The organism is Thermodesulforhabdus norvegica, from assembly GCF_900114975.1.
Classification (GTDB): Bacteria; Desulfobacterota; Syntrophobacteria; order Syntrophobacterales; family Thermodesulforhabdaceae; genus Thermodesulforhabdus; species Thermodesulforhabdus norvegica.
Genome location: NZ_FOUU01000001.1, coordinates 536,088 through 561,192, shown reverse-complemented (window position 1 = coordinate 561,192; position 25,105 = coordinate 536,088). Strand labels below are relative to the sequence as shown.

Below are 25,105 nucleotides of genomic sequence, written 5' to 3'. Positions count from 1 at the left end.
GTTTTTGTCGTTCCTTTCCAAAATGAACCTGAGGATACCAGCCCTTCATCAGGCCTTACCTCCAGCCGCAATAACACCTTGAGTCGTCTCGAGCCATCGGTTAAGTGCGAGTTGCTCTTCTTCCCTGTAGATGCAAAGTCGCATCAGGAGGTTTTCCCAGTTCACAAGATGTCCGTCGAATTCGGGCCCGTCAACGCAGACGAACTTGGTCTCTCCTTTTAAGTCCACACGACAGCTACCGCACATACCCGTGCCGTCAACCATGATGGTGTTCAGACTGACGATTGTGGGAATGCCGTAGGGTTCTGTGGCTTTGCAGACAAACTTCATCATCACGGCCGGTCCGATTGCCCAGATCCGGGCGATATTCGATGCCTCTTTCATCAGGATTTCCTGAAGTGGTTGGGTAACGACTGCTTTTCTGCCGTAAGATCCATCATCGGTGCAGATAATGAGCTCGTCGGAAACGGAAGCCATACGATCTTCCCAGAAGAGAAGATCCTTTGTTCTGGCTCCTATAATGGAAAGGACCGTGTTACCCGCTTCTTTGAGTGCTCTTGCTATGGGGAATATGGGCGCTATACCCACACCGCCGCCTATACACAGGACCTTGCCGTAAAGGGCTATTTCCGACGGATGCCCTAAGGGGCCGGCTACGGCAAACAGTTCATCTCCGGGACGAAGTGTGCCGAGGTGCATGGTTGTTTTCCCGACTTCCTGAAAGATCATCGTGACGGTTCCTGCCCTTCGGTCGAAATCTGCAATGGTTAGAGGAATTCTTTCTCCCGACTCATCAATCTGAATCATAACGAACTGCCCCGGCCTTGCCCGCTTTGCCACATGGGGAGCTCTCACGACCACAAGCTTTGTGGACGGGCTCAGGGTCTTTTTATCCACAATTTTGAACATCTTCCCCCTCCTCCCGCCAGGGCCAATAAAGTGAAATCGTACACAAATATACATGTAACTTATTACACACACATGACAATCCAAAATACATCTAATGACATAATTATATTATCAGCTTGCAGGAGTCAAGCGTGACAGAAACGGACTACGGGAGGAACATCGAGATTTTTACAGGGCGGTGAAATAGCTTTGCTTCTCTTAATAAAGGCGCTGCCGGCAATTTACGTCGGCACGGTAATTTTCGTTGATTCTTTGACTTTGAAAGGAATGTTTAAACCCGGGCGGTAAAGAATTCCGTGATGGCTTCAACAAGGCCTCTTATGGTGTATTCTCGGGCCGTTATCGTGACTTTTATGCCCAGTGAATGCGCCGTTTCCGTGGTTATTGGCCCGATGGATGCGACCTTTACATCTCGTAAAAGGGATACACCCCCCCAGGGTTCCATAATGGAAACGAAGTTGGTTACCGTTGAAGATGATGTAAAGGTGATGAAGTCAATAGAGCCCTCTTTAAGCATTTCCGCCGTTTCCCGGGCTCTTTCTCCCGAAGCCCTCACTGTCTGATAGACCGGTACGACATCTACATGAGCGCCCATGTCCTTCAGAGTTTCCGGAAGAAGGTCTCTTGCAACCAGGGCACGAGGTATTAAGACCTTCGCTCTTTTTATCTGCTCCTCCGGAAGGGCCTTTATCAGTTCTTCTGCTCTGTAGCCATCCGGTATAACGTCGGCTCTTATGAAGTAGTTCTGAAGCCTTCGGGCCGTTGCCGGCCCTATGGCCGCAATCCTGCATTTTCCAAGAGCCCGGCCGTCCAGGCCGTGATACAGAAGCCTGTCGAAAAACCGATCAACGCCGTTAACGCTTGTGAAAATGACCCAGTCGTAGCTTTCGAGGTTTTTGCAGGCCTCGTCTACGGCATCCCACGAAGGAGGATCGATAATTTCTATGGTGGGAAACTCTATGCAGTCGGCTCCCAGAGCCTCCAGCTCGCGTCGGAGCTCGCTTGCCTGTGTGCGGGTTCTTGTGATGATAATTCTTTTTCCAAAAAGCGGCCTGGTTTCAAACCAATTCAGCCGGTCTCTCAGCGTTACCACAGAACCCACGACGATTATGGCAGGCGGGGTAATCCCTGCCTCCTTTACTCGCTCCACAATATCGCCCAGCGTTCCCGTGACCGACTTCTGCCTCGGCGTGGTTCCCCACCTGATAACGGCTACGGGTGTATCCTTCGGGGCGCCGTAGTGAATCAGTCGGTCCACAATGTAGGGTAAGTTTTTTACTCCCATGAAGAAAGCCAGTGTGCCTTTAAGTTCTGCCAGAGCCTTCCAGTTTACCTTAGAGTCCTGCCGGTCTTCACGTTCGTGACCGGTGACAAAGGCTATTGAAGCCGTGAAGTCTCTGTGTGAAAGAGGGATGCCGGCATATGCAGGGGCCGCAACTGCCGAAGTTACTCCCGGGACGACCTCAAAAGGGATACCCGCCTCTTTCAGAACTTCCGCTTCTTCTCCGCCCCGCCCGAAAACAAAAGGATCGCCTCCTTTCAGGCGCACTACCTTAAGGTATCGGCCTTTTTCCACGAGAAGCCTGTTTATCTCTTCCTGGCTCATGGAATGACGACCGCCCTGCTTGCCCACGTAAATCTTTTCCGCATTCGGGCGAGCGTGGGATAGCAACGCTTCATTGGCCAGATAGTCGTAAATTATGCAGTCGGCCTGAGCGATCAGGTCTAGCCCCTTAACGGTGATCAGGCCCGGGTCGCCGGGTCCTGCACCCACTAAATATACCTTACCGGTAATTGCTTTACTCATAGAAGGTTCCCTTTTTCGGCAAGGCGGCATAGATTTCGTCCAGCACGGCTTTTGCTCCCGCCTGCAAAATGCGCATTGCCAGGTTCCGACCCAGTTCTTCGGCTTCGCTCCATAAACCCACGACCTCTTCGCGATACATGCTTGATCCGTCAATAGATGAAACCATGCCGATTATGCGGAGCCGTCCGCTTTCAACGAAGCAGTGTGCTCCTATGGGAACCTGACACCCTCCTTCGAGGGTTCTTAAAAAGCTTCGCTCTGCTTCAACTGCCCTGGCCGTGGCTTCGTCGTGGAGAGGCCTCAGAATTTCCCTGGTGATCTCGTCATTACTTCTTGCTTCGATGCCGATTGCTCCCTGTCCCACCGCAGGCAGAAATTCTTCAGGGTCCAGATAGGCCGTTATGGCCTCATCCCAACCCATTCTGCGGATTCCGGCGGCTGCGAGTATTACAGCGTCGTACTGTCCGGACATAACCTTCCTGAGGCGGGTGTCCAGATTTCCCCGGAGCACCTGAACCTGCAGATCAGGACGGCGGTGTCTGATCTGCGAAGCCCTTCTAAGGCTGCTGGTTCCGACCACGGCACCCCGGGGCAGAGTCGCAAGGTCGTATCCGCCGGGGCATACTATAACATCTCTAGGATCCTCGCGCGGGGGAATTGCCACGATTTCAAGGCCTTCCGGGAGTACAGAGGGAACATCCTTCATGCTGTGCACGGCTGCATCTATACGCCCTTCAAGGAGGGCCTCTTCGATCTCTTTTACGAAAAGCCCCTTACCACCTATTCGGGCAAGGGGAACATCGGTTATGCGATCTCCCGTGGTCTTTATCGTAACGACTTCTATCCGGAGCCCGGGGTAATGTTTTACCAGGAGGTTTTTTACTATTTCCGTTTGCTTCAGGGCGAGTTTACTACCCCGGGTTCCCAGGACAATCCTCTCCACTTCGACGCCCCGGTTTAGTGGCAGGATGCACAGGAAGTGGCCCTGCAGCCCGAACACCCGGACCCGGATGAACCCATACGGCTGCTTGCGGCTCCTTTGTCCCCTCCACTCTTGAAGCCGAAAATAGACATACACCTGGAAACTTCTGATGATCCGCACTCGGGACAGCAGACCTTTTCACTCTGCCGAAAAACCAGTTGCTCGAATCTACAATTGCATTTAGGGCATTCGTATTCGTAAATGGGCACCTCGGACACCTCCGTTGGAGTTTTCGTTCGCCCTGATCAGGCTTTTTTAAACTAATCCTTTTTTTCCAATCTTACAATATCTCCGTCTTTAACCTGCTTCAGAACTGTCGGGTCTCCGAGTACCCGTCCTATTATGTTGACGGCGCTGGCGGCCCGGATTTCGTTGCCTTCACTGGCGGGTGTCGGGCCGAAGAAAATGCAAAAAGCTCTTCCCGGAGGCCAATAGCCGATTTCACCCATTCCGACTACATCCCTTGCCGTGTCGTCTCTTCCCATCTGTACGGGGATCGTGAAGTATATTTCATCTCCCCAGGTCTGGGCGGTGGACTCAATGGGGAGCGCTTTTATCACTTCCCGGGCTGTCTCCGTATCTCCGAGCTCTGCTTCAAGCACGATCGGACCGGCCGTTATTTTGATGCGTTCTCCCATACCGTTTTCCCTCCGGTTACAGTTGTATATTGATCTGGGGTTTCCTGCCTCGATTCAGATTAGGCCTCGAGGTTGTAAAGACGGGGCTGTGCACTATTACTGACTTAAAACCTTTGACTCCAGCCGTTCGACTCTCACGATAATATCTTCAATCAGGGCTTTGGTCTGAAGCGCTTTTTCAAGGTTTTCTCTGATTTTCAGCATTTCTACAAAAATGGCGTCGATTCTTTTGTTTACTACATCGATTCTGGTGGTATTTTGGTTAATTTCGGCTTTTAATTCTGCTCTTAGCTCGTCAATTCTTTTATTTGTCTCATCGATTCTTTTGTTTACTACATCGATTCTGGTGGTGTTTTGGTTAATTTCGGCTTTTAATTCTGCTCTTAGTTCGTCAATCCTTTTGTTTGTCTCATCGATTCTTTTATTTGTTTCGTCGATTCTCTTGTTTGTTTCGTCGATTCTATCGTTCAAATTTCTTAGCTCATCTCTTATGTCCTTAACGGTGGCGTCAATGCCGTTCATTCTGGAAGCGAGGGTTTCGATAGCGAGGCCGTATCCTTTCAGATGTCCGGAAACCTCGGATCTGAAATTGTTCAGCTCATTTCTTAGTTCCCCGATGACAAGGTTTTTTATGGTTTCTGCAAGTTTTTGTACATCCATAAAAACCTCCTGAGGCAAAGTCACACCGCCTTTTAGTTTGTAATCTAGCCTTTTTTCCCCTATCCTGCAATTGGAAAGATGGCTTGTGTCCTTTCCAAAGGCTGAAGGCGTTAGCACATCCGGGTGTGCTTTTTGTAGCAGGCGTCCATACTCGTAAGCTAATAATGCTTTTCTTTTTTATTTCGTGCGAATATCTTCAATAAAAGTAAACCGTGCGTTATGCAGGAAAAATTTTCACATAAACTTCGTAGCAGGAGGACAACAGTGGCGTTGCTTGACGTTAACATTGCCATCTCGGGAGCCGCGGGCGAAGGGATACAGACGATAGGTTCGGTACTCGCCCGTTCAATTTCGCGGCTTGGGTATGCCGTTTTTTCCTGGCAGGAATACGAATCTCGCATACGAGGAGGGCTTAACAGCTACTCGATCAGAATAACCGATCGGCCCATAAACAGTCCTCGAATGGACTGTGATATTCTGGTTGCCCTCAATGGACCTGCGGCAGACAAGTATCGTTCATGGCTTCGCGATGGCGGTATCCTTGTCGGTGAAGGAGCTACTGACTCGCCTCTTGCCGTCCCCTTCTCAAAAACGGCAACGGAAAGATGGGGTAAACCCGTATATGCCAATTCTCTGGCTCTTGGGGTGCTCTGGGGAATGCTGGGAGCCGACCTCGATGTCATAGCTGCTACCGTGGAAAAAACCTTTGCGGACAAGGGCAATGATATAGTTGCCAGAAACCTCGAGGCGCTAAAAACCGGCTACGAAATGGCGGAAAAATCCTGCAAAGGCATCTGCCCCTGGAAACTGGAAAAGAGGTCAGAAGAATATTATCTCATCAACGGCCAACCGGCCATTGCTCTGGGAGCTGTCAGGGCGGGTTGCCGCTTTATGGCGGCTTACCCGATGACTCCTTCAACGGGCATTATAACCTTTCTTGCCCAACAGGAAGACCGGTTGGAGGTTCTGACGGAACAGGCCGAAGATGAGATTGCCGCCGTTAACATGGTCATCGGGGCTCAATTTGCTGGGTGCAGGGCCATGACGGCTACATCAGGAGGTGGATTTGCCCTTATGGTTGAAGCTTTAAGCCTTTCCGGCATGACCGAAACCCCTCTGGTGGTGGTGCTCGCCCAGAGACCCGGTCCGGCAACAGGGCTTCCCACCCGAACCGCTCAGGGTGACCTGCTTTTCGCCCTTCATGCCGGTCATGGAGAATTCCCCCGTTGTGTTCTGGCTCCGGCAGACCCCGTGGAAGCCTTTCGGCTGACCGTTACGGCTTTTAACCTGGCCGATAGATTTCAAATTCCCGTCATTATAATGACCGATCAGTTCCTGGCAGACTCGCAGTTTTCCATAAAGGACTTTGATCCCGGAGAGGTGGGGCCAGAATTTTTCCTGGCCGATCCCGAAAACATCGGCGAGTACAGACGTTACGCTGTTACGGAGGATGGAGTGTCACCACGCCTCTACCCGGGCCAGAGCTCTCACCTGGTAGGAGCCGATAGCGATGAACACGACGAGTGGGGGCACATTACGGAGAACCTTGCAGAGGTGGCCCGTCCGATGATGGAGAAGAGAATGCGAAAGATGAAATCTCTTCGGAAAATGGTTCCTCAACCGCTTTTCTATCTTCTTGAAGATGCCGAAACCGTCTTTGTGTGCTGGGGATCGGTTCGGAATGCTCTTTTAGAGGCGGTGGACAGGTTGCGGGAAGAGGGAAAGAAGGTGGGATGCCTTCATTTCCCCGGAGTCTGGCCTCTTCCGGAAATTTCTCTTCCAGAAGGCCGACGCTGGATTGCCGTTGAACAGAACATGACATCTCAGTTCGGCAGGCTCTTTGCCTGTGAGTACGGTATTTCGATGGATGCCCCAATTTTAAGGTACGATGGGTTACCGATTACGGCAGAGTGGATCGTTACGAACTTCAGAGCCTGATCAGGAGGCGTGTTCTATGGTTGGCGTAAAAGATTACAATGTGGTAACGGAAATTCAGTGGTGTCCGGGTTGTCCCAATCATATGATCCTGAGGGCCCTGAAACAGGCTCTCGCATCCCTTGGTCTGAAGCCCCGGGACATCTGTCTCGTTTCAGGAATCGGCCAGGCTGCAAAGTTGCCTCATTATATAGCCTGCAACTTTTTTAACGGTTTGCACGGCCGTGCACTTCCCGTTGCCACAGGGATAGCCGTCTCCAATCCGTCTCTCAAGGTCATAGTCACAACGGGAGACGGGGATTGCTACGGCGAAGGGGGTAATCATTTTCTCCATACCTTCCGAAGGAATCCCGATATATCGATTTTCGTCCACAACAACTCAATTTATGCTCTTACCAAGGGTCAGGCATCGCCGACCACGCCTCTTGGCGAACGCCGAACGCTTCAGTTGCGAGGAGTCCTTGAGCCTCCCCTGTCTCCTCTGGCGCTCGCCCTCGTTGCCGGATGTGGTTTCGTGGCTCGCGGGTTTGCTCTGGATGTTGAACATCTTGCGGAACTGATGGTTCAAGCTGTTTCCTACAGGGGCTGTGCTCTTGTCGACATCATCCAGCCCTGTATAACCTGGGATCCCAGACCCCTGGATTGGTTTCGAGAACGGGTCAGCTACATCGAGGGTGAGCACGATCCGTCGGATTTTGGAAAAGCCCTTGATCTTGCCCTGAGGAATGATTTTGCCGTAGGGGTTCTCTATAAGGGAGACCCGAAGCCGGTCTTTGGGGAAGATTTTTTCAGGAGGTCGGGGATGGAGCGACTCGTCGGAATTGACCCGGAAGGAGCTGAGGTTATTTCAGAAGTCCTTCAGATGTTCAGACCGGGGCAGAATGATTAATCGTACGGGGGGCTTACGGGGTTCTTTTAACGATCTATAACTCCATCGGCTGTGATGATTCAGTCCTCCAGGATAAACAGGCTCTTGCGGTTTAATATTTCAAAGCCTCCCTCCGTAACCCTGACCATGTTCTCCAGTCTTATACCGCCTTCGCCCTTAAAGTATATGCCCGGTTCGACCGTTACGATCATATTGGGCTCGAGCATTGTCGAGGAAGACTTTCTCAGGCGTGGCAGTTCATGTACGGCAAGCCCCACCCCGTGACCGAGACCGTGACCGAAAAGGTCACCGTATCCCGCATCCTCGATGATTTTCCTTGCAATACGGTCCACCTGGTCTGTCATAATCCCGGGTTTGATTGCTTCCTGGGCGGCCATCTGTGCTTCCCGAACTATTTTGTACCGTTCTATCCATTTTCGGGGAATCTGCCCGAGAAAAAAGGTCCGGGTCATATCAGAGCAGTAGCGGTTTTTGCGGGCTCCTATGTCGATCACTACGGGTTCGCCGAGGCCGGGTATGCGATGGGTGGGCGAGGCGTGAGGCAGTGCAGATCGCGGGCCACTTGCAACGATGGGCGGGAAAGCAAGGGCCTCTGCCCCCGTTTCTCTCATGCGCCTTTCAGTAAACCACGCAATATCACGCTCCGAAAGCCCTTTTCCAAGAAGATGCAGGACTTCTTCCATCACACTTTCGGTGAGCTGAAGAGATTCTCGAATTAGCTCGATTTCTTCCTCGTCCTTAACCGCCCTCATACCCTCGACGCATCGCCTGGCCGGCACGAATTCCACCGACTTACCCATTTCCTTCAGAGCATCGGAAATTGCCCGGAAGGTTTCAACGCTCAGGTGGTGATCTTCAAAAGCGCACCTTTTTGCGCCTGATTCCGCAAGAACGCGGGCAACCGTTTCGCAGGCCCCTTCATTGCCGTAAAGGAGGACATCAAAATCGGGGGCTTCGCCTTCCGCCTGCTCGCCGTATCGAGCATCGGTCAGAATTGCCAGCTCTGTTTCCGTTATTAAGAGAAAACCCGATATTTCTGAAGGAATGGGATCTTCGGCGGAAAATCCGCTCAGGTAGTACCGGTTCTCCGGTTCCGTTACGATGAAGGCATCGAGTCCCGCCGAAGCCATCCACTTTCGAACTTTTTCAATTCTCGCCTCTTTCATTACTAAACCCTATTTTTGAATTGTCTGGACAACCGGCCCGAAGATTTTATTATGGAGAAAAAAGAGAAAGTCCAGTCAAAAGGGGGCATGATATGACCCGTGAAGGTGACGTGGTGCTGGTGTATGTGGAGAACAAACCGGCTTTTTTTGCCAGAATTGAGGCCATAACGCCGGACGTGAAGCCTCTGTGGTTTCGTGTAAAGATGCTGATTCTTCAAATTCCTTTTGTGGTTGTCACCTGGATTTTGAGAGAAGAATACATAAACGGTGCAGAATTCACCATGGGCGGAACGCCGATCCGTATGGAAAGGGTTGAAGCTCCACCGGAGCCGCTTGAAGACCTGGAAGAGGAAGAGGATGTTGACGGCGTAAAGGGCGGCGACGAGGGGCGAGGCGGTAAGGTTGTGTCGCTTGCCGAACTCAGGAAGCAGAAGAAAAAGAAAGGTTAATCCTTAACATGTTAAGGGGGTGATTGTGGGTTACAGCGTCAGGGTGGTCGATCGGGTATCCAAGACGGGAACCGTTGCGGTTTTGAAGCTTGAGAAACCGCGCGGATTCGCCTTTAAGCCCGGTCAGTGGACGGTTTTGTCGCTTCCCGAAAAGGGCTTTTCCGACGAAAAAGGGCTTGCTCGGCCCTTAAGTATAGCTTCGGCTCCTTTCGAGGACTTCCTTCTCTTTGCAACAGGGCTTTCGGAAAGTGCCTTCAAAAAAACGCTTCAAAGGTTATCTGCCGGTGATGAGGTATTTGTAGATGATCCCCGGGGGAATCTGGTTTTTCCCGAAGAGGCCGAAGGGCCGGTTGTAATGATCGCAGGTGGTGTTGGCATAACACCCTTCCGCTCGATGGTTTTACATGCTCTGAAGACGGGATGGACTCACCCTCTGGCTCTTTTTTATTCCAGCAAAACCCCCGAAGAAGCGGTTTTTCTGCAGGAGTTTTTCGAATGGTCCGGCCGGTTTAAGAATTTTACCTTCGTACCCACGATGACCAGGGTATCTCCGGGGCAGGGCGGATGGGATGGTGAAACAGGTAGAGTTTCTGTGGAGTTGATCGGGAAACACTTCGACTCCTGGCGGGATGCTATCTACTTTGTGGCCGGTCCGCCTTCGATGGTCGATGCAACGCAAAAAATGCTTGCAGGGATGGGGATTGTTCAGGAGCGAATAAAGCTCGAAGGATTTGGAACGGGACGGTGATGTTTTGGTTTTCTTTGAGAGGAGACCATGAGCAACGAACAGGGGATTTACGTCGAAATCGGGACGGGTTTTTCTTTTCATCCCGAGCCGGCGAAGGCCTGCAGGGAGGCAATACTAAAGGCTTTAGAGAATTTAGGCCGTTATGATCCTTCGGTATGTTTTATTTTTGCCGCTCAGCGCTATGCCACAGGTGAAGTTCCCTCTACGGTTACCAGATTACTCGGGCAGATTCCCGTTCTCGGATGTACGACGGCGGGTGAAATCCTGAACGAGCCGAAAAAGGGGTCGCTGAGCGTTGTTCTGATTGCTTCCCCTTTTCTGGATGTCGTCGGGGTCTGGGGTGCTGAAGGTGCAAATCGTGATTATAAGAAGGCTCTTCGGTCGATTTTTTCTCAGGGGGATTTAGAGGGTCTGCTGAAAGACGATTACCGTAGAGAACTCAGGCGATCGGGGAAATCGATTTTCGGTGTTATGTTCACGGCAGGAACGACCAGATCCGCTGATACCAGAGCCTATGAGATATTTACCTCTCTCAGGGAAGCGACTTCCTTTGAAATTCCTTTTTTCGGAGGATGTGCGGGGAACGCTCCGGGAGAAAGAGACGAAAACAGCGTTTTCGTCGGGAACAGGGTAATTGCCGATGGAGTAGCCGTAGCGATTTTTGAAACCTCTCTTCGTCACGGTATGGGCATGTATCACGGTTTTGTGCCTCAGGATAGGAGCCTGATGGTTACCAGAGTGAAGGGCCATGAGATTCTGGAACTTAACGGTAAACCGGTAATGGAAGTCCTGCCGTCACTTCTGGGCATGCCCGTTTCCAGGTTAACGGAAATAAGCGTTTCGGCTCTTGCCCGTAAGGCCCTGGGTGTGAAAACCCGGGAGCAGAGATATCAGGTTATTCCCATGACCTACCTTACGGATCGGGGAACTCTCAGGGTGGCACAGCCCGTGTCGGAAGGGACTGCCCTTTCACTCATGATCCCGGGGCCTGATGTGGAGCATGTGGGAGAGCATGCCGCGTCAATGGCTTTATGGCGGGCCAATATACGGCGCCCTGCCGTTCTTTTCATGTTTTCCTGCGCTCTGGTTCATGTGATGATGGGTCAGGATCTGAGGAATTCGGAAGTGGAGTGTGTCAGGAATATGGTCGGATCCTGCCCCGTTGTGGGGTTCTATTCTTTTGGCGAACAGGGGGTAGCCCGAGACGGGTCCAATGTTGCGTGTCATGGAGCCGTTTCCTGTCTTGCTCTGGGAAATGAACTGACCGATGCGGCTCTGACTTATCTGGAAAATCGGCTGCTTGCAGAAAAACTCGAAATCCAGACCGAAAAGCTCAAAGAGGCCGTGCGGGATTGGGAAAATACCTTTAACAACGCCCCCTTCGGCATCATGGTGGTAGATAAGGACTTTGTCGTTCGCAGGATGAACAGGACTTTGCGTAATCTTTTACCCCCCCCCCCCCCCCGGAGGTGGGGGTGAATGGCGATGCTATGAACTTTTCAAAGGGTGTAAAAATGTTCCTGAGGGATGTTTCAAAGAAAAGGCCGCACTCACGGCTGAAATGCTTCACCGGGAGTTTTTTGAACCGGACCTTAACAGGTGGCTTGCCGTTACGGTTGTGCCCCTGCATGACGAAAAAGGTTCCGTTGTCTCAACCCTGCACTTCATACAGGATGTAACGGAAAAGAGGCGGTTTGAGGAAGTGCGAATGCTGGCAAGAAAGTTCGAGACTGCAATGACCATCGCCGGAGGCATAGCTCACGATTTTAACAACCTTTTGATGATAATAGCGGGTAATGTTGAAATTGCCCAGAAGGATATTTCTCCGGACTCCCCCGCCTACGACAAACTTTCAAGGGCGAAGGAAGCGGTATTCAGGGCGGCCGATCTTGTGAGAAGGCTCCTGTATGCAACAATGCACATTCATCCCCATCTGTGCGAATGTGATCTTAACACATTACTGCCGGTTTGGCTGGCCGATATCATGAAAAAATCGCCCTGCCGGTATGACTTAACGAGCTACATTGAAGATGCCAGAGTAATTGCAGACCCTGAGTTACTGAGAAGAGCCTTTGAAAACGTGGTGAAAAACGCCGAAGAGGCCACGGGTGGAAAAGGGGGTGTAAAGGTTTCTCTCTGGAACCGTTCTGTATCGGCAAGTCATCCCACCCTTAAAGGGGGATCATATATCGTTGTGGAAATCAAGGACTCAGGGCCGGGCATAAAACCGGAACTCCTTTACAGGGTGTTTGATCCCTACTACAGCACGAAGCAAAGGGGCACGCAGAAAGGTATGGGTCTGGGGCTTGCGGAAAGCCTTTCTATTATGAGCGCCATGGGAGGAACCGTTGAGATTACTTCAACCGAAGGAAGTGGTACATCGGTTTATCTTTACATACCCAAAAAGGAAGAAGAGACCACCCTTTCCTGAGATTTGAGGAATAGCCCATGGATTTGAAGGCTTCTGGCGGAATTATCGGAGGTGTGGAAGGCCGTCCCGCTGGGGAAATCGTGGTTGTTGATGACATGAAGGAAAGCCTTGAAATGATAACCACCCTTTTATCACGCCGGGGATACAGTGTTCGTGGATTTACCGACGGAGTTTCCGCCTTGGCTTACTGTAAAGAAAACCCGCCCGACCTGGTCCTTCTGGACATAAATATGCCGGGAATGAACGGTTATGAGGTCTGTCGAAGCATAAAGCAGATTCCCACACTCAGGGATGTGCCCATCATATTCGTAAGCGGGTTGCACGAGGAGGGGAACATCGTTGCCGGTTTTGAATCCGGCAGTGTTGATTACGTAGAAAAACCCTTTCGGACCAACGAACTCCTGGCCAGGGTGGAAACTCATTTAAAAATCCACAGGATGAAACGGGAACTGGAAGCCTACTCGCATCATCTGGAATTTCTGGTTCGGCAAAAAGTAGAGGAACTTACCCAGGCCTACAAGGCGACCATCTTTGCAATGGCAAAACTTGCCGAGTACAGGGACGATGCCACGGGGCACCATCTTGAGCGGGTTCGGGAATACTCCCGGTTGCTTGCGGAACAACTGGCCCGCATGGGACACTATAGCGAGGTGGTAACGCCCAGATTCATTGAAAACATTTTCGAAGCCAGTCCCCTCCACGACATAGGAAAGGTGGCGATACCCGACTCCATCCTTCTCAAACCGGGGCGACTCACCGATGAAGAAATGGAGATCATGAAGCAACACACCGTGATCGGGGCCTCGGCTCTGAGAGATGTTCTACGGATGCATCCGAAGAATGAGTTCATTGCGATGGGGATAGAGATCGCAATGAGCCATCATGAAAGGTGGGACGGTATGGGTTATCCCGCAGGGCTTGCGGGTGACTCAATTCCGCTTGCTGCACGCATTGTGGCCGTGTCCGATGTTTACGATGCCCTGAGATCCAGAAGACCTTACAAGGCACCGCTTCCCCATTCCAATGCTGTTGGGATTATACTGGCCGAAAAGGGCACTCACTTTGACCCCCTGGTAATTGACGCATTTGTGGAGATACAGAACGAATTTGAAAGAATAGCCGAGAGGCTTTCGGATTGATATCGGTCACGATCCGGCTATGGATTCTATGAGGGCATCAACGGCGTATTGATCCACAACTTCAACCTGAGGTTTTTCCTTTAACATTTGTCGGCGGACCCTTTCGCGAAGTTCTTCGTAATCAATCTCTTCACCCAGATCTCTGGCTTTTCTTATCGCTTCTGTTTGAATGTACAGTTCAAAGGCGATTCCTTCGATATTTTTAAGAACCTGTATCAATTTTTTAATTTTTTGACCTGCAAGATCCTGAAAGCTCAGCAGGGTCATTATATCCAGCAGCTTCCGATTAATGCTGTCCAGTATTTCCTGCATGTTGTCGGCAAGAAGGTTTTCCCTGGCTTCGCCGATAATATCCTGCATCTCTTCTATGATGTCCATGATCTGAAGGGCGGCATCCTCGGTTATTTTGAGAACACTATCGAGAATGGATTCGGATTTCTCAATGCTCTGAAAGGCGTCACCTATTATGCCTTCAATGTTCATATCCTTTTTTACCGAACTTATGGTTGAATAGATTTTCTCTATTCCGCTAACGGCATCTTCACTTAAATTCTTGTAAAAAGCACTGTCATAAAGCGCTTTTCTTAAAGCTTTCACCACTTCGTCCTGAACGATCTGGCTTAAGGTCTGACGCATTGACGGTCCCATTCGTTCGATAATCTTGTCTGCAAGTTCTTCCAGCATTTTTTTCTCATCGGTCATTGAGGCTACTCCACGGTAAAGGCATAAGTATTACCGCCGCTTTTTTTGGCTTCGTACATTGCCTTGTCAGCCTTTCGAAGAAGTTCGTCGATATCGGATCCATCGTCGGGAGCAACGGCTATGCCAATGCTTACACCCAGCCGGGCTTCGCGTTTTTTTACGACTAAAGGGCGGGTTATGGCGTTAATGATCCTTCGGGCAATAAGCCCTGAGTGAATTTTTTCGGTAAGTCCCTGAGTTATGATGACGAACTCGTCACCACCCCATCGAAAGCATAGATCGACAGATCGTATGGCGGAGGTCATGCGCCTTGCCACTTCCACGAGAACTTCGTCGCCTGCATCGTGCCCCAGCGTGTCGTTCACGAGTTTAAAGCCGTCGAGATCCAGAAATAATATTGCAGTTTTGCGATCAGGGGAAGTGCCTCTGAGTATGATTTCCCCGATACTGTGCAAATGGTGGCGGGTCATGAGGTTGGTGAGTTCGTCTCTGGGGATGTCGGCTTGATCAGGCTCCTCGAATACCAGAAGGGCTTCCCTTCCCGTCAGCGGTACCGACCGGACCGCAACAAGTCGCCTGGAAGAGGTAATGACCTCAAAGGTTGTAATCCTGTTTGCCAGCATTTGTTGCCATTGAGGGATTTCGATCTGTCCCATGTGAGACAGGGCTTCAGGATTCAGGATGATGTCCCCGCGGGTATCTACAATACCAAGAGGATATGGTATGCTGTCGATGATCTGCTTAAGCAAGTCCTTCATAGGCTTTTCGCAGTTTCGGGTTACCGGTTAAAGTTAAGCGAGAATTTCTATTTAGGAAATTATCGTGCCCGTTGCAACAACATCTTTGAAGTCCTGCGAAATAAGATTCGGTTGATTACCCGGTCCCGTTAACGATAATATGCCTTTTCAAGCGTATCCGGGTTTTTAAAGGTGGAAAATGTGAGGGGCGAGATGAAGATTGCATATTTTTCCATGGAAATCGGCATTGACGAGAATATTCCCACTTATTCAGGGGGGCTGGGGATTCTCGCAGGGGATCATCTGAAATCCAGTGCGGACCTTGCACTGCCTGTCGTGGGAGTTACCCTGCTTTACAAGCGGGGCTATTTTCTTCAGCATTTGACTCCTGATGGCATACAGCTTGAGGCATATCCACTTTTCGATCCCCGGGGCTACATGGAACCGATCCCCTTTAAGGTCAATCTTTCCATTGCCGGTCGCAATGTGGCGGTAGGAGCGTGGAAGTATCGCTACCGTGGGCTGAACGGGCAGACCAGTGTTTATTTTCTCGATACGGATCTTCCCGATAATGCCCCTGAAGACAGGATGATAACCCAGTACCTCTACGGCGGTGACCAGTACACAAGGATAGTTCAGGAGGTTGTGCTCGGAATAGGGGGATATCTGATACTCAAAAAACTCGAACCCGACATAACCACCTACCACATGAACGAAGGCCACGCAGCTTTTTTGACTCTTGCTTTGCTGAGGGATCTTGATGGCGACGAAGAGAAGGTTAGGCACAGGTGCATATTCACGACTCACACGCCGGTACCGGCAGGCCATGATCGCTTTCCCTATGATATGGCCTATCATGTGCTGGGGGATTACCTCCCGTCCAACATCAAAGAGCTGGCCGGAGAAGAGAGTCTCAACATGACTCTCCTGGCTTTAAACCTTTCCCGTGCAAGCAACGGGGTTAGTGAGCTTCACGGTGAGATCTCCCGTCAGATGTTTCCCGGCTACGACATAGGGCACATAACGAATGGAGTTCATCACCTGACCTGGACCGGACCGGAATTTGCTAAGCTTTTCGATTCGTATGTGCCCGAATGGAGAAAACAGCCTCAAGTTCTCAGGGATGCTGTGAACATTCCCGATGATGCAATTAGATCTGCCAAGCTTGAGGCGAAAAAGAGGCTGATAAGATATGTTAATTCTTTGACAGGTGTTGGATTTACCGACGAAATGCTGACGATTTGCTTTGCCAGGCGGGCAGCGGCATATAAACGGGCTACGCTCATCTTTACAGACATTGAATACCTTCTTAATCTGTCGTACGATCGTGTGCAGTTCATCTTTGCGGGCAAGGCCCATCCTCAGGATCAAGCAGGTAAGGATCTCATAAGGCAGATTGTGGAAATTGCCCATCGTTACGAGGATCGTCTGCGCCTTGTGTTTTTGCCCAACTATAACATGTGGCTTGCGCAGCTAATGACCCAGGGTGCGGATGTATGGTTGAACACTCCGAGAAGACCCAGGGAAGCCTGCGGGACCAGCGGTATGAAGGTATGTTTCAACGGAGGTGTCAATATGAGCGTGCTCGACGGATGGTGGCGTGAGGCCTGTAGGGACAGGGTTAACGGGTGGGCGATAGGCGATGACGAGGAACAGACCGATGAGGAAGCGGCCATGGATCTGTACCGGGATCTCGACGACATGGTCACGATGTATTATGCGGCGCCCCATCAATGGACGCGGATTATGAAGCATTCAATTGCCGACATAACCCCTTACTTCAATACCCATAGGATGGTTCTTGAGTACCTGCATAAGTATTACCTGTAATGAGGTAGCATGGAGCCTATTGAGTCCAGCCCTTCGGAAAGCATAAAAGCTCAACGTGACGGAGCGTTAGGCATAGTTGTTGTTTCGGGCTATGTGGCCACTCAGATGCTCTCTGATGTGGCCAGTCTCAAAATAGGGGTTGTCTTCGGACTTGCCGTTGACATGGGTACTTTTATCTATCCTGTAACTTTTACCCTGAGAGACCTGGTGCACAAAAGGTTGGGGAAGAAAAATGCCAGAATTCTCATTATTCTTGCCGGGCTTATCAATCTATTTATGGCCTTTTACCTCTGGTGGTGTGCCCGGATACCGGGTGATCCGTCCTGGGGTTTACAGGAAGAATTCCGCGCCGTTCTCATGCCCGTGTGGCGAATAGTCATTGCTTCGATAGTGGCAGAGGTGATAAGTGAACTGTTGGACACAGAAATTTACCACTGGTTTGTTCATCGGGTTACGCCAAGACATCAATGGGCACGGGTAATGGTCAGCAACGGGTTAAGCATCCCCGTAGATAATGCCATTTTTGCTTTCGGCGCCTTCTGGGGAATTGTTCCCGCCGATGTCATTGGTCAAATATGGCTTATGAACCTTTTTGTTAAGTACTTGATAACCCTTGTGTCGGTTCCCATGATTTACTTTGTTCCGGAGGGATCGGCAATCAGGTAACGGGGCATGAGAGGCTTTCAACGATGACGGCAGAAAATGCTTTTGTTTCAACCAAGGAGATTCGTGAAACCTTTTCCAGAATAATAGGCCGAATAACTGAAGAAGGCTTCCCTTTACTCAGGCGAACCGTTGCAATTGTAAAGAATGTTCAATACGATCGGGAAGCGTCGATAAAAGCTCTGGCTGCCGACATAATGGCCGATCCCGGCATGTCGGCAAGAATCCTTCGTATAGCCAACAGCCCTCTTCTTAATCCCGGTATTTACCGGATAAGGACGATTACAAGAGCCCTGGTAATGCTGGGCCTTAAAAACGTTGTGTCTCTTGCCCTGAGTGCGGCCGTTCTCGAAGATGTAATGACCAGAGAACAGGCGGCGGTGGTTTTCCCCAGGCTTGTTCGTGCACTCAAAAGAGCCGTCCATGCCAAGCAAATTGCAGCTCTTTCGGGAGACGACCTATCGGAAGAGGCTTTTATTGCAGGGCTTCTCTACGATCTGGGCAACCTGGTCTTTGACGCTTTTGTACCGCTGGAATTGCAAAATCGTATCAGGGACATAGCCCTTAGGGACGACATTCCGATTGAAACGGTCAGAAGACGCCTGCTGGGTTTTGATGCCCGAGAGGTAACATTTCAGCTTAATAAATCCTGGAAACTATCGCCGCTACTTAACGATGTTTTAACACCCGGCAAGGAATCAAGGCGCACCAGGTATATAACAACGGCAGAAAAAATCGTCGAGTTTTTGGACAAACACAATATTGATACACCGGAAGGTGCTGAGTTTTTAAAAAAAGTAGCATCGGAGCTGGGCATTTCCGCAAAATCCCTTGAGGAGGCGATAAAGGCGGCCGAGAATCTTTCGGAAACCTTCGAAAAGGAGTATTCCAAACATATTCTTCCTCCCGAAGAGGTCGAACACCCGGAAGGGAAGGTAAAGGAGCCTGAATTTGCGGAAGATTTGGTGAAGTCTGAGGAAACTGCCCCGGATAAAGCCCTTTCAACGGAAGACGGACGGCTCAGGGAACTGATGGGAATTGTTCAGGACATCGTTGCCATGATGTATAGAGGATTTACGGATCCCCATGTTCTGTTCAGTCTCGTTATGGAGGCGATTTTTTCGGGTCTGGATATGGACGTTGTGCTCTTTGGGCTGCTCACGGCGGAAAAAAATGCTTTTAGGATACGATACAGTCTGGTTCGTAAGGGGCTGGACATAAAACTTCCGGATCTCGTTAATTTGAAAAATAAGGAAAAAAATCTATTCTACCATCTTCTATTCCAGGATTCGGCTGTTTGGGTTTATGAAAAAGGCGATCCCCAATTGCTTGCCAGGGCTAATTCTCCGCCTGCTTCATCCTTTGTGGCGGTACCCTGTATGTTAATGCCTATTCGTCCTAAAAACACTACCATAGGTTTTATTTACGCCGACATGAGGAATAAACCTGAAAAAATGAACGACGAGGTTTTTTCCATGTTTACAATGTTTGGTCAGTTTGCAACCCTGGGGCTGTCTTTCCTGGTGTCTCAGGATAGGGTGGAAAAATAGAGCTGGACGAAGAAGGTATGGAAGAGTTTCTGCCCAAAGAAGAAGCGGTGATATTTAACGAAGTTCAGCTTATCCTTGCAGAAAAAAGAACGGCCCTGGCTACGCTCAGAACGGGGATTGCCGTTTTCGCCCTTCCCATGTCGGTCTTAGGGCTCCTTATCACGACTTCTCGCTATTACAGGGCTTCGGAAGTTCTACCATTTCTTGCACCTTTGCTCATCCTTTGTGCCCTGCTCACCGTTTTGGGGACCTACCTTGTGGTGCGTTCTCTGCTCAGGCTCAGAAGATACGACAAGGTGATTTCCCGCCTTAAGCAATCCCATCCCATCTTAAAGCACCTGCTGGACGATGCTCCGGCAAACCCCGGATGAATCAGTCTTCTATGATGTCGGCCTTCAGATCGTCAAGAGACCATACGGGCAGAGGGCCCGATTGGCCCGTTTCCGGATCGTAGCGGTAGCGGTAAGAGCAGGTGTTCCTGTAAGTTTCGAACATGTGTTTCCACCCTCTCTGGAAGTAGGGGCATTCATCGTTGAAACAGACGTAAAAGAATTCGGCAGTCCAGGTCGAAAACATGGGAACCCGCCATTTTTTCATCTTCTGACCACAATGAGGGCATATTGTTTTATCTTCTACGGTCATGCCATCTCCTTTCCTGGAAGTAGATTTGGCTAATCCAGCACAATGTCCTCATCGCTCTGGATTCTTTTTTGTATTTCTTCCGGGTCGAACTTCCGGTTTCTCATAAAAAGCTCGGTAAACTGTATCATTGTCTGTTTCATAACTTCGCGGTAATTGGGTACGTGTTTGTCGAAGATCTCGGCGATTTTTTCGTAGGTCAGACTTCTTAGATCTTCACACATTGCCAGATATTCGCGACGCTTGTCCTCCGGGAGAGCCTTTACCATGTTCTGTCCCAGGAGGTTTTCAAAGAGCTTGTACATGTCGTTCAGGAGTTTCTTGAGTGATTCGGGAGAGTGTTTTTCACCCTTCTTTTCGACCAGTGCTCTGCAGAAATTGAGAATGTAAGGGTTCTTCATTGATAGCGGCCTGGCTTCCATGAGCTCCTTTGCCGTGGGAATCTTGCCGTCCATAAAAATACTCCTTTCCTGATTTATCATTGCCTTTTGCCCGGGGAATACTATAAAACATTTTTCACAATCTTGTAGAGATAAACGGAGAAATTTTATGGAAAGCCAGAATTATCATCATATTTCGCTTAATTATCTGAGACATGCCCTTGAAAGAGATCTGGATCTTTTGGCCAAGGCGTTACCCGGAAGTGTTTCGGGTGGTGAAGTGACCTTTCGGGCCTTCGGGCATTCCTGTCGTATTTCTCGAGAGGGGGTCTTTCTTGGCGGCAGACTTGACAAGGGTCCCAGAGCAATAATCATAAGCATTTATGCCCTCAATGTGCCCGAAGAAACGGTAACCTACACGACGAGCTGGACCTCTTTCAGGGAACTTCCCGGGACGATGCCTTACTGGGGGCCTTTTAGGAAAAACGTAGAGGAACCACTTTTACCCTATGTTCCCACCATTCATCACGAGAGCACCAGAATCTGCGAGACTTTAGACGGATACTTGACGGATGACGCTCCCGGCGATTTTGCCATGGTTCTCTTTCCTCTTCCCAAGGTACCCCTTCTTTATGTTTTCTCTCTTCCCGATGAGGAATTCCCTGCAGAAGCTAAGTGTCTTTATGCCAAGGGATCCACGGCCTTCATGCCCGTGGATGTACTGGCAGATTTAGCAGAGCATACCAGCAGGCGAATTGTTGAAATAATCTCGGGAGAGAAGAAATGAATCCCTTTGGTGATCCGGAAAAGCCCCAGGGATCCTTTATCGCCGTTCCGGTATCGATCCACTTCGGCGATACGGACCCCTATGGTGTTGTGTACTTTGCTTCTTACTTCAGATATTGCCATCAGGGCATTGAGGCACTATTTGAACGCCTCGGTTTGCCGCCTCATCTATACTTCAGGAATAGCGAGCGGGGCTTCGGCTTGCCGATAGTTGGAGCTTCCTGTGATTTTTACAGACCCGTAAAATACGGAGATAAATTAACTCTGAAGGTCTGCGTGAAACATTTGAAGGCAAAGTCGGTCACCTTCGGTTTTTTCTTCTACAAAGAGAATTCGGAAGATCTCGTGGCAAAAGGAGAAGCGACCATAGTTGCCATTGATCGGAACTGGAAGTCCTGTGCTCTTCCCGATGATGTGAGATCTGCTCTGGAGAAATTTGCCGGAGACCTGAACTAGTCTTTTGCCAATAGAGACTCGGCAATATGTTCACTTATGAAGGTCAGGCTCTCTAAGTCTATGATTTGTAATGCTTTCTCGTCATAAAGAAACTTGGCCCTTGCAGGAAAGGGATCATCGGGATCTGCATCCCAGAAGAGAAGCAGAATTGAGAGTTTCGGGAACACATTGAAAAGGATTGCCACATCTGCGCCCTCGTATTCGGGAAGAATGTTGCCCTTTTCAGAGGCTTTTGCCTTTAGGGCTTCTACCCTGCCTCTAAAGGCTTCTCCAAGGGGCTTTTCACAGTGGTTTTCAAGAGTTTTGACTTTGGAAATGCTTCCCGGAAAGTATTCCATGCCTACCCATTTGCCCGAAGGCTCTCCCTCACCCTGCAGAAGGTAGTTGTAAATGAAGATTTTTTCTTTTTCGGAGATCCTTTGACCTTCTGGATTATAAATATCCTTCGATGTGACCACCACCGATGTACCGAGATAGGGAACGACAATCCCCCGCTGAGCCTGAAATTCGGTAATTTCAAGGCCGTGCCGCCCTGCGAGTTCCTCCATGTCTTTTGAAGCAAACTCTCTTCTCACAAATTCAAAAGCTTCGAGCTTTGTCCCCACTCCTTCGGAAAGCTGGTTCCGGATTCTCTCATCCAGTTCTTTTTTGATTTCAGGCGATATGTAGGGGCAATCGTTAATTCTGGCTTCACCTTTTACAACGTGAGTGGCAAAGGCCAGGCATGAGGGGTAGCTGCATTCTTTACAGTTGGTTTTTGGGGTGAATTTGTAAACCTGAAGCGGTACGATGTGTCTCTTCGTTGAAAGTCCGACACCTTCCTTCATGTTACGGGCTCCCTGCATATTTTGTTAAGCCCAAAACTCATTAAAATTCTAACTGTTATTGAGTTAATGAAAAGCATTTTAATTATGCGCGGAAGGGATTGTTAGAATTTTTCGACCCGGTTTTTTGTCAGGCTGCTTCGAATGTTTGACTGGATGATTTTGCCGGGTTATTTTTTTATTCCATCTCAAATCCGGCAAAAGATTCACACAAACTTAGGGCCAGGGCGGCATTTTCGGAGGAAGAAATGGATTGGAATGTAGAAGAAGTTGTAAAGCAAGGGCGTATGAGGCGTCTCCCGCCCTATGTTTTTGCTCAGGTTAACGACTTGAAAATGAAACTTCGGCGAGAGGGGCGGGACATCATAGACCTGGGAATGGGTAACCCCGACATGCCCACTCCAAAGCATATCGTGGACAAACTTGTTGAAGCCTCCCTTAAGCCCCATAATCATCGTTATTCTGCGTCTAGAGGCATAACCAAACTCCGTCATGCCATTGCCGACTGGTATAAGAGAAGGTATGGCGTTGAAATCGATCCGGAGACGGAAGCCGTTGTGACAATTGGAGCCAAGGAAGGGCTGAGTCATTTGGTGCTTTCTCTTGTGTCTCCCGGCGATGTGGTCCTGGTGCCAAATCCCACATACCCGATCCATCCTTACTCGGTTGTCATAGCAGGCGGTGATGTTCGGTCCATCCCCATTGGCCCCGAAAGAGATTTTCTTGAAGATCTGGACAACGCTGTAAGGCAAACCTGGCCTCGTCCCAAGATGCTCATAATCTCATTTCCCCATAACCCCACAACCGTGGTAGTGGATAAGGCCTTTTTTGAGCAGGTTGTCCAGTATGCCCGTGAGCACAAGATCATAGTAATCCACGACTTTGCCTATGCAGACATAACCTTCGACGGCTATAGAGCTCCAAGCTTTCTGGAAGTGGAAGGTGCAAAGGATGTAGGTGTCGAGTTCTTTTCCATGTCCAAAAGCTACAGCATGGCGGGATGGCGGGTGGGATTTTGTGTCGGGAACAGACACATAGTTCACGCCCTTACCAGAATAAAGAGCTATCTGGATTACGGTATTTTCCAGCCCATACAGATTGCTTCAATTATTGCCCTGAACGGAGATCAATCCTGTGTGCAGGCCATTGTGGACACCTATCGCTCCCGCCGGGATGTGCTGATACAGGGCTTGAATAGAATCGGCTGGACCGTGGACCCGCCTAAAGGAACCATGTTTGTCTGGGCCAGGATTCCCGAGGAATACAGGAAAATGGGGTCTGTAGAATTTTCCAAGTTTCTGATAGAAAAAGCCGAAGTTGCCGTATCCCCGGGACTGGGATTTGGTGAATACGGCGACGAGTACGTAAGGTTTGCTCTGGTTGAAAACGAACATCGGATAAGGCAGGCGGTTCGAAATATGAGAAAACTTTTTAACAGTGGTTCGTGATGGTGAGGCGTCGATATGGAACAATTGAATGTGGGAATTCTTGGATGGGGAACCGTAGGGTGCGGTGTTATTGAGATATTGCAGAGTCATCGAGAGGAGATAAAGAAAAGGCTGGGGCGTGAGCTGGTTCTCAAGAAGGTTGCCGACATTGACCTTGAGCGACCCAGGCCCGTAAGCCTGCCCCGGGAAATCCTTACCCGGGATGCAAAGGCTGTTATAGAAGATCCCGACATAGACATAGTTGTGGAGTTGATAGGGGGCATTGAGCCCGCTCGGAGCTTTATCATGAAGGCTCTTGAACGGGGTAAACATGTCGTTACCGCAAATAAGGCTCTTCTCGCTCACCATGGAAACGAACTGTTTGATTTTGCCAGGAAACACCAGAGAATTATAGCTTATGAGGCCTCCGTAGCGGGTGGTATTCCTTTTATAAAATCGTTGAGAGAAGGGCTTGCGGCAAACAATATCGATACGGTGTTCGGGATTCTGAACGGTACGGCAAATTTTATTCTCACCCGCATGCGTGAATCGGGACTGACCTTTCAGGAGGCCCTCAAAGAAGCTCAGTCCAGAGGTTATGCCGAGGCCGATCCCCGCCTGGATATAGAGGGTATCGATACGGCTCATAAACTGGCCATAACGGCAGCCATCGCTTTTAATATGTCCATAGTTTTCGATTCCATTTACGTTGAGGGCATATCGGGTATAGATCCTCTTGACATTCAGTTCGGTGAGGAATTCGGCTACGTCTTAAAGTTACTTGCCATCGCAAGGCTGGGTGAGGGTGGAGTAGAACTCCGTGTTCATCCCACTTTCATCCCTTCCGGTCATGTGCTGGCCGGCGTCCGGGGTGCTTACAATGCCGTTCACGTACACGGTGATGCCGTTGGACACGTGATGCTCTACGGCCTTGGTGCCGGGATGATGCCAACGGGGAGCGCCGTCGTTGCAGACCTTATGGATCTGGCACGGGATATTGCTCAGGGGATACATTGCCGTCTTCCCGCTCTTGGCAGTTACGAGTTGAATCCTATACCCGTTAAGCCCATGGATGAGGTGGTTACCTGTTACTATTTCAGGTTCAGTGCCGTGGATCAGCCCGGTGTTCTGTCGAAAATTTCGGGCATCCTGGGGAGGAATAACATAAGCATCTCGGCCGTGATCCAGAAGGGACGCCATATAGGTGGGGCAGTCCCCATAGTGATGGTAACCCACGAAGCTGTCGAAAGTTCGGTGCGGCGGGCCATTGAAGAGATAGACCGTCTCGATGTGGTAAGGGCAAAAACCCAGCTTATCCGCATTGAAAATCTGCCCGTAAACTACAGCGAGGTCTGACA

General features: G+C 50.0%; 27 protein-coding genes. 15 read left to right on the top strand and 12 right to left on the bottom strand.

Going from position 1 to position 25,105, the window contains the following annotated elements; all coding sequences use genetic code 11:
- Positions 1–48: 48 nt before the first annotated feature.
- From BM091_RS02715 to BM091_RS02690, 6 genes are all read right to left on the bottom strand, one after another.
- Entirely contained in the window at positions 49–909 is an 861-nt protein-coding gene (locus tag BM091_RS02715; RefSeq protein ID WP_093393282.1) for a sulfide/dihydroorotate dehydrogenase-like FAD/NAD-binding protein, read from the bottom strand.
- Between the two features lie 271 nt (positions 910–1,180).
- On the bottom strand, positions 1,181–2,716 hold the full coding sequence (cobA, locus tag BM091_RS02710) for a uroporphyrinogen-III C-methyltransferase (protein ID WP_093393280.1): 1,536 nt from the start codon (positions 2,714–2,716) through the stop codon (positions 1,181–1,183).
- Entirely contained in the window at positions 2,709–3,659 is a 951-nt protein-coding gene (gene hemC, locus BM091_RS02705) for a hydroxymethylbilane synthase (RefSeq protein WP_093393279.1), read from the bottom strand. Before hemC ends, cobA begins: the two co-directional genes overlap by 8 nt.
- A 14-nt stretch (positions 3,660–3,673) precedes the next feature.
- Positions 3,674–3,907, bottom strand: coding sequence for an FmdB family zinc ribbon protein (locus BM091_RS02700; protein ID WP_093393277.1), 234 nt, complete (start codon positions 3,905–3,907; stop codon positions 3,674–3,676).
- A 51-nt stretch (positions 3,908–3,958) separates the two neighbouring features.
- A complete protein-coding gene (locus BM091_RS02695; protein WP_093393276.1) occupies positions 3,959–4,336 on the bottom strand; it encodes a cyclophilin-like fold protein in 378 nt (125 codons plus the stop codon).
- A 96-nt stretch (positions 4,337–4,432) separates the two neighbouring features.
- Entirely contained in the window at positions 4,433–4,996 is a 564-nt protein-coding gene (locus tag BM091_RS02690) for a coiled-coil domain-containing protein (protein WP_093393274.1), read from the bottom strand.
- A 264-nt stretch (positions 4,997–5,260) separates the two neighbouring features.
- Between BM091_RS02690 and BM091_RS02685 the strand changes: the two genes are divergently transcribed.
- Positions 5,261–6,934, top strand: coding sequence for a 2-oxoacid:acceptor oxidoreductase subunit alpha (locus BM091_RS02685; RefSeq protein WP_177193496.1), 1,674 nt, complete (start codon positions 5,261–5,263; stop codon positions 6,932–6,934).
- 16 nt (positions 6,935–6,950) lie between these two features.
- A complete protein-coding gene (locus tag BM091_RS02680) occupies positions 6,951–7,820 on the top strand; it encodes a thiamine pyrophosphate-dependent enzyme (RefSeq protein ID WP_093393271.1) in 870 nt (289 codons plus the stop codon).
- Between the two features lie 59 nt (positions 7,821–7,879).
- Here BM091_RS02680 and BM091_RS02675 read toward each other — a convergent pair whose 3' ends face one another.
- On the bottom strand, positions 7,880–8,986 hold the full coding sequence (locus BM091_RS02675; protein ID WP_093393270.1) for a M24 family metallopeptidase: 1,107 nt from the start codon (positions 8,984–8,986) through the stop codon (positions 7,880–7,882).
- A 92-nt stretch (positions 8,987–9,078) separates the two neighbouring features.
- On the opposite strand from BM091_RS02675, the gene BM091_RS02670 reads away from it, so the two are divergent.
- The 5 genes from BM091_RS02670 (at position 9,079) to BM091_RS02650 (ending at position 13,753) form a co-directional block, all read left to right on the top strand.
- Positions 9,079–9,435, top strand: coding sequence for a hypothetical protein (locus BM091_RS02670; RefSeq protein WP_093393268.1), 357 nt, complete (start codon positions 9,079–9,081; stop codon positions 9,433–9,435).
- 25 nt (positions 9,436–9,460) lie between these two features.
- Positions 9,461–10,183: a ferredoxin--NADP reductase gene (locus tag BM091_RS02665; protein ID WP_093393267.1), complete on the top strand. Its 723-nt coding sequence runs from the start codon at positions 9,461–9,463 to the stop codon at positions 10,181–10,183.
- A gap of 27 nt (positions 10,184–10,210) precedes the next feature.
- On the top strand, positions 10,211–11,662 hold the full coding sequence (locus BM091_RS02660; RefSeq protein ID WP_093393265.1) for an FIST signal transduction protein: 1,452 nt from the start codon (positions 10,211–10,213) through the stop codon (positions 11,660–11,662).
- Positions 11,663–11,744: 82 nt separating this feature from the next.
- Positions 11,745–12,614, top strand: coding sequence for a two-component system sensor histidine kinase NtrB (locus BM091_RS02655; protein WP_093393264.1), 870 nt, complete (start codon positions 11,745–11,747; stop codon positions 12,612–12,614).
- A 17-nt stretch (positions 12,615–12,631) separates the two neighbouring features.
- Complete coding sequence (locus BM091_RS02650; RefSeq protein WP_093393262.1) at positions 12,632–13,753, top strand: response regulator; 1,122 nt, start codon at positions 12,632–12,634, stop codon at positions 13,751–13,753.
- Positions 13,754–13,759: 6 nt separating this feature from the next.
- Here BM091_RS02650 and BM091_RS02645 read toward each other — a convergent pair whose 3' ends face one another.
- On the bottom strand, positions 13,760–14,455 hold the full coding sequence (locus BM091_RS02645) for a protein phosphatase CheZ (RefSeq protein WP_093393261.1): 696 nt from the start codon (positions 14,453–14,455) through the stop codon (positions 13,760–13,762).
- A gap of 5 nt (positions 14,456–14,460) precedes the next feature.
- Complete coding sequence (locus tag BM091_RS02640; protein ID WP_093393259.1) at positions 14,461–15,213, bottom strand: GGDEF domain-containing protein; 753 nt, start codon at positions 15,211–15,213, stop codon at positions 14,461–14,463.
- 192 nt (positions 15,214–15,405) lie between these two features.
- On the opposite strand from BM091_RS02640, the gene glgP reads away from it, so the two are divergent.
- The 4 genes from glgP to BM091_RS02620 are packed head-to-tail and all read left to right on the top strand — an operon-like array spanning position 15,406 to position 19,606.
- Positions 15,406–17,022, top strand: coding sequence for an alpha-glucan family phosphorylase (glgP, locus tag BM091_RS02635; protein WP_093393258.1), 1,617 nt, complete (start codon positions 15,406–15,408; stop codon positions 17,020–17,022).
- A 9-nt stretch (positions 17,023–17,031) separates the two neighbouring features.
- Complete coding sequence (locus BM091_RS02630) at positions 17,032–17,688, top strand: queuosine precursor transporter (protein ID WP_093393256.1); 657 nt, start codon at positions 17,032–17,034, stop codon at positions 17,686–17,688.
- Positions 17,689–17,711: 23 nt separating this feature from the next.
- Positions 17,712–19,235, top strand: a complete 1,524-nt coding sequence (locus BM091_RS02625; protein ID WP_093393254.1) for an HDOD domain-containing protein — start codon at positions 17,712–17,714, stop codon at positions 19,233–19,235.
- Between the two features lie 17 nt (positions 19,236–19,252).
- A complete protein-coding gene (locus BM091_RS02620) occupies positions 19,253–19,606 on the top strand; it encodes a hypothetical protein (RefSeq protein WP_093393253.1) in 354 nt (117 codons plus the stop codon).
- 1 nt (position 19,607) lies between these two features.
- On the opposite strand, the gene BM091_RS02615 is transcribed toward BM091_RS02620, so the two are convergent.
- Together BM091_RS02615 and BM091_RS02610 are read right to left on the bottom strand one after the other, a co-directional pair.
- The gene (locus BM091_RS02615) at positions 19,608–19,877 is read right to left on the bottom strand and encodes an ogr/Delta-like zinc finger family protein (protein WP_093393252.1); all 270 of its coding nucleotides are present in this window, start codon (positions 19,875–19,877) and stop codon (positions 19,608–19,610) included.
- A 29-nt stretch (positions 19,878–19,906) separates the two neighbouring features.
- Positions 19,907–20,329: a DUF5663 domain-containing protein gene (locus BM091_RS02610; RefSeq protein ID WP_093393250.1), complete on the bottom strand. Its 423-nt coding sequence runs from the start codon at positions 20,327–20,329 to the stop codon at positions 19,907–19,909.
- A 94-nt stretch (positions 20,330–20,423) separates the two neighbouring features.
- On the opposite strand from BM091_RS02610, the gene BM091_RS02605 reads away from it, so the two are divergent.
- Both BM091_RS02605 and BM091_RS02600 read left to right on the top strand, forming a co-directional pair.
- Complete coding sequence (locus BM091_RS02605) at positions 20,424–21,041, top strand: DUF3786 domain-containing protein (RefSeq protein ID WP_093393249.1); 618 nt, start codon at positions 20,424–20,426, stop codon at positions 21,039–21,041.
- On the top strand, positions 21,038–21,496 hold the full coding sequence (locus tag BM091_RS02600) for an acyl-CoA thioesterase (RefSeq protein ID WP_093393247.1): 459 nt from the start codon (positions 21,038–21,040) through the stop codon (positions 21,494–21,496). The genes BM091_RS02605 and BM091_RS02600 overlap by 4 nt, the downstream gene beginning before the upstream one ends.
- Here BM091_RS02600 and BM091_RS02595 read toward each other — a convergent pair.
- On the bottom strand, positions 21,493–22,323 hold the full coding sequence (locus BM091_RS02595) for a DUF3786 domain-containing protein (RefSeq protein ID WP_177193495.1): 831 nt from the start codon (positions 22,321–22,323) through the stop codon (positions 21,493–21,495). The genes BM091_RS02600 and BM091_RS02595 overlap by 4 nt on opposite strands.
- A 245-nt stretch (positions 22,324–22,568) precedes the next feature.
- Between BM091_RS02595 and alaC the strand changes: the two genes are divergently transcribed.
- Both alaC and BM091_RS02585 read left to right on the top strand, forming a co-directional pair.
- Positions 22,569–23,768, top strand: a complete 1,200-nt coding sequence (gene alaC / locus BM091_RS02590) for an alanine transaminase (protein ID WP_093393244.1) — start codon at positions 22,569–22,571, stop codon at positions 23,766–23,768.
- Between the two features lie 15 nt (positions 23,769–23,783).
- Positions 23,784–25,103 (top strand): homoserine dehydrogenase, encoded by a 1,320-nt coding sequence (locus BM091_RS02585; protein ID WP_093393243.1) that lies wholly within the window; start codon positions 23,784–23,786, stop codon positions 25,101–25,103.
- Positions 25,104–25,105: the final 2 nt, after the last annotated feature.

Coding starts and splice junctions, on each gene's coding strand:
- BM091_RS02715 (WP_093393282.1), bottom strand. CDS start 909: ATGTTCAAAATTGTGGATAAAAAGACCCTGAGCCCGTCCACAAAGCTT.
- cobA (WP_093393280.1), bottom strand. CDS start 2,716: ATGAGTAAAGCAATTACCGGTAAGGTATATTTAGTGGGTGCAGGACCC.
- BM091_RS02695 (WP_093393276.1), bottom strand. CDS start 4,336: ATGGGAGAACGCATCAAAATAACGGCCGGTCCGATCGTGCTTGAAGCA.
- BM091_RS02690 (WP_093393274.1), bottom strand. CDS start 4,996: ATGGATGTACAAAAACTTGCAGAAACCATAAAAAACCTTGTCATCGGG.
- BM091_RS02680 (WP_093393271.1), top strand. CDS start 6,951: ATGGTTGGCGTAAAAGATTACAATGTGGTAACGGAAATTCAGTGGTGT.
- BM091_RS02675 (WP_093393270.1), bottom strand. CDS start 8,986: ATGAAAGAGGCGAGAATTGAAAAAGTTCGAAAGTGGATGGCTTCGGCG.
- BM091_RS02670 (WP_093393268.1), top strand. CDS start 9,079: ATGACCCGTGAAGGTGACGTGGTGCTGGTGTATGTGGAGAACAAACCG.
- BM091_RS02660 (WP_093393265.1), top strand. CDS start 10,211: ATGAGCAACGAACAGGGGATTTACGTCGAAATCGGGACGGGTTTTTCT.
- BM091_RS02655 (WP_093393264.1), top strand. CDS start 11,745: ATGCTTCACCGGGAGTTTTTTGAACCGGACCTTAACAGGTGGCTTGCC.
- BM091_RS02650 (WP_093393262.1), top strand. CDS start 12,632: ATGGATTTGAAGGCTTCTGGCGGAATTATCGGAGGTGTGGAAGGCCGT.
- BM091_RS02645 (WP_093393261.1), bottom strand. CDS start 14,455: ATGACCGATGAGAAAAAAATGCTGGAAGAACTTGCAGACAAGATTATC.
- BM091_RS02640 (WP_093393259.1), bottom strand. CDS start 15,213: ATGAAGGACTTGCTTAAGCAGATCATCGACAGCATACCATATCCTCTT.
- glgP (WP_093393258.1), top strand. CDS start 15,406: ATGAAGATTGCATATTTTTCCATGGAAATCGGCATTGACGAGAATATT.
- BM091_RS02630 (WP_093393256.1), top strand. CDS start 17,032: ATGGAGCCTATTGAGTCCAGCCCTTCGGAAAGCATAAAAGCTCAACGT.
- BM091_RS02625 (WP_093393254.1), top strand. CDS start 17,712: ATGACGGCAGAAAATGCTTTTGTTTCAACCAAGGAGATTCGTGAAACC.
- BM091_RS02620 (WP_093393253.1), top strand. CDS start 19,253: ATGGAAGAGTTTCTGCCCAAAGAAGAAGCGGTGATATTTAACGAAGTT.
- BM091_RS02615 (WP_093393252.1), bottom strand. CDS start 19,877: ATGACCGTAGAAGATAAAACAATATGCCCTCATTGTGGTCAGAAGATG.
- BM091_RS02610 (WP_093393250.1), bottom strand. CDS start 20,329: ATGGACGGCAAGATTCCCACGGCAAAGGAGCTCATGGAAGCCAGGCCG.
- BM091_RS02605 (WP_093393249.1), top strand. CDS start 20,424: ATGGAAAGCCAGAATTATCATCATATTTCGCTTAATTATCTGAGACAT.
- BM091_RS02600 (WP_093393247.1), top strand. CDS start 21,038: ATGAATCCCTTTGGTGATCCGGAAAAGCCCCAGGGATCCTTTATCGCC.
- BM091_RS02595 (WP_177193495.1), bottom strand. CDS start 22,323: ATGAAGGAAGGTGTCGGACTTTCAACGAAGAGACACATCGTACCGCTT.
- alaC (WP_093393244.1), top strand. CDS start 22,569: ATGGATTGGAATGTAGAAGAAGTTGTAAAGCAAGGGCGTATGAGGCGT.
- BM091_RS02585 (WP_093393243.1), top strand. CDS start 23,784: ATGGAACAATTGAATGTGGGAATTCTTGGATGGGGAACCGTAGGGTGC.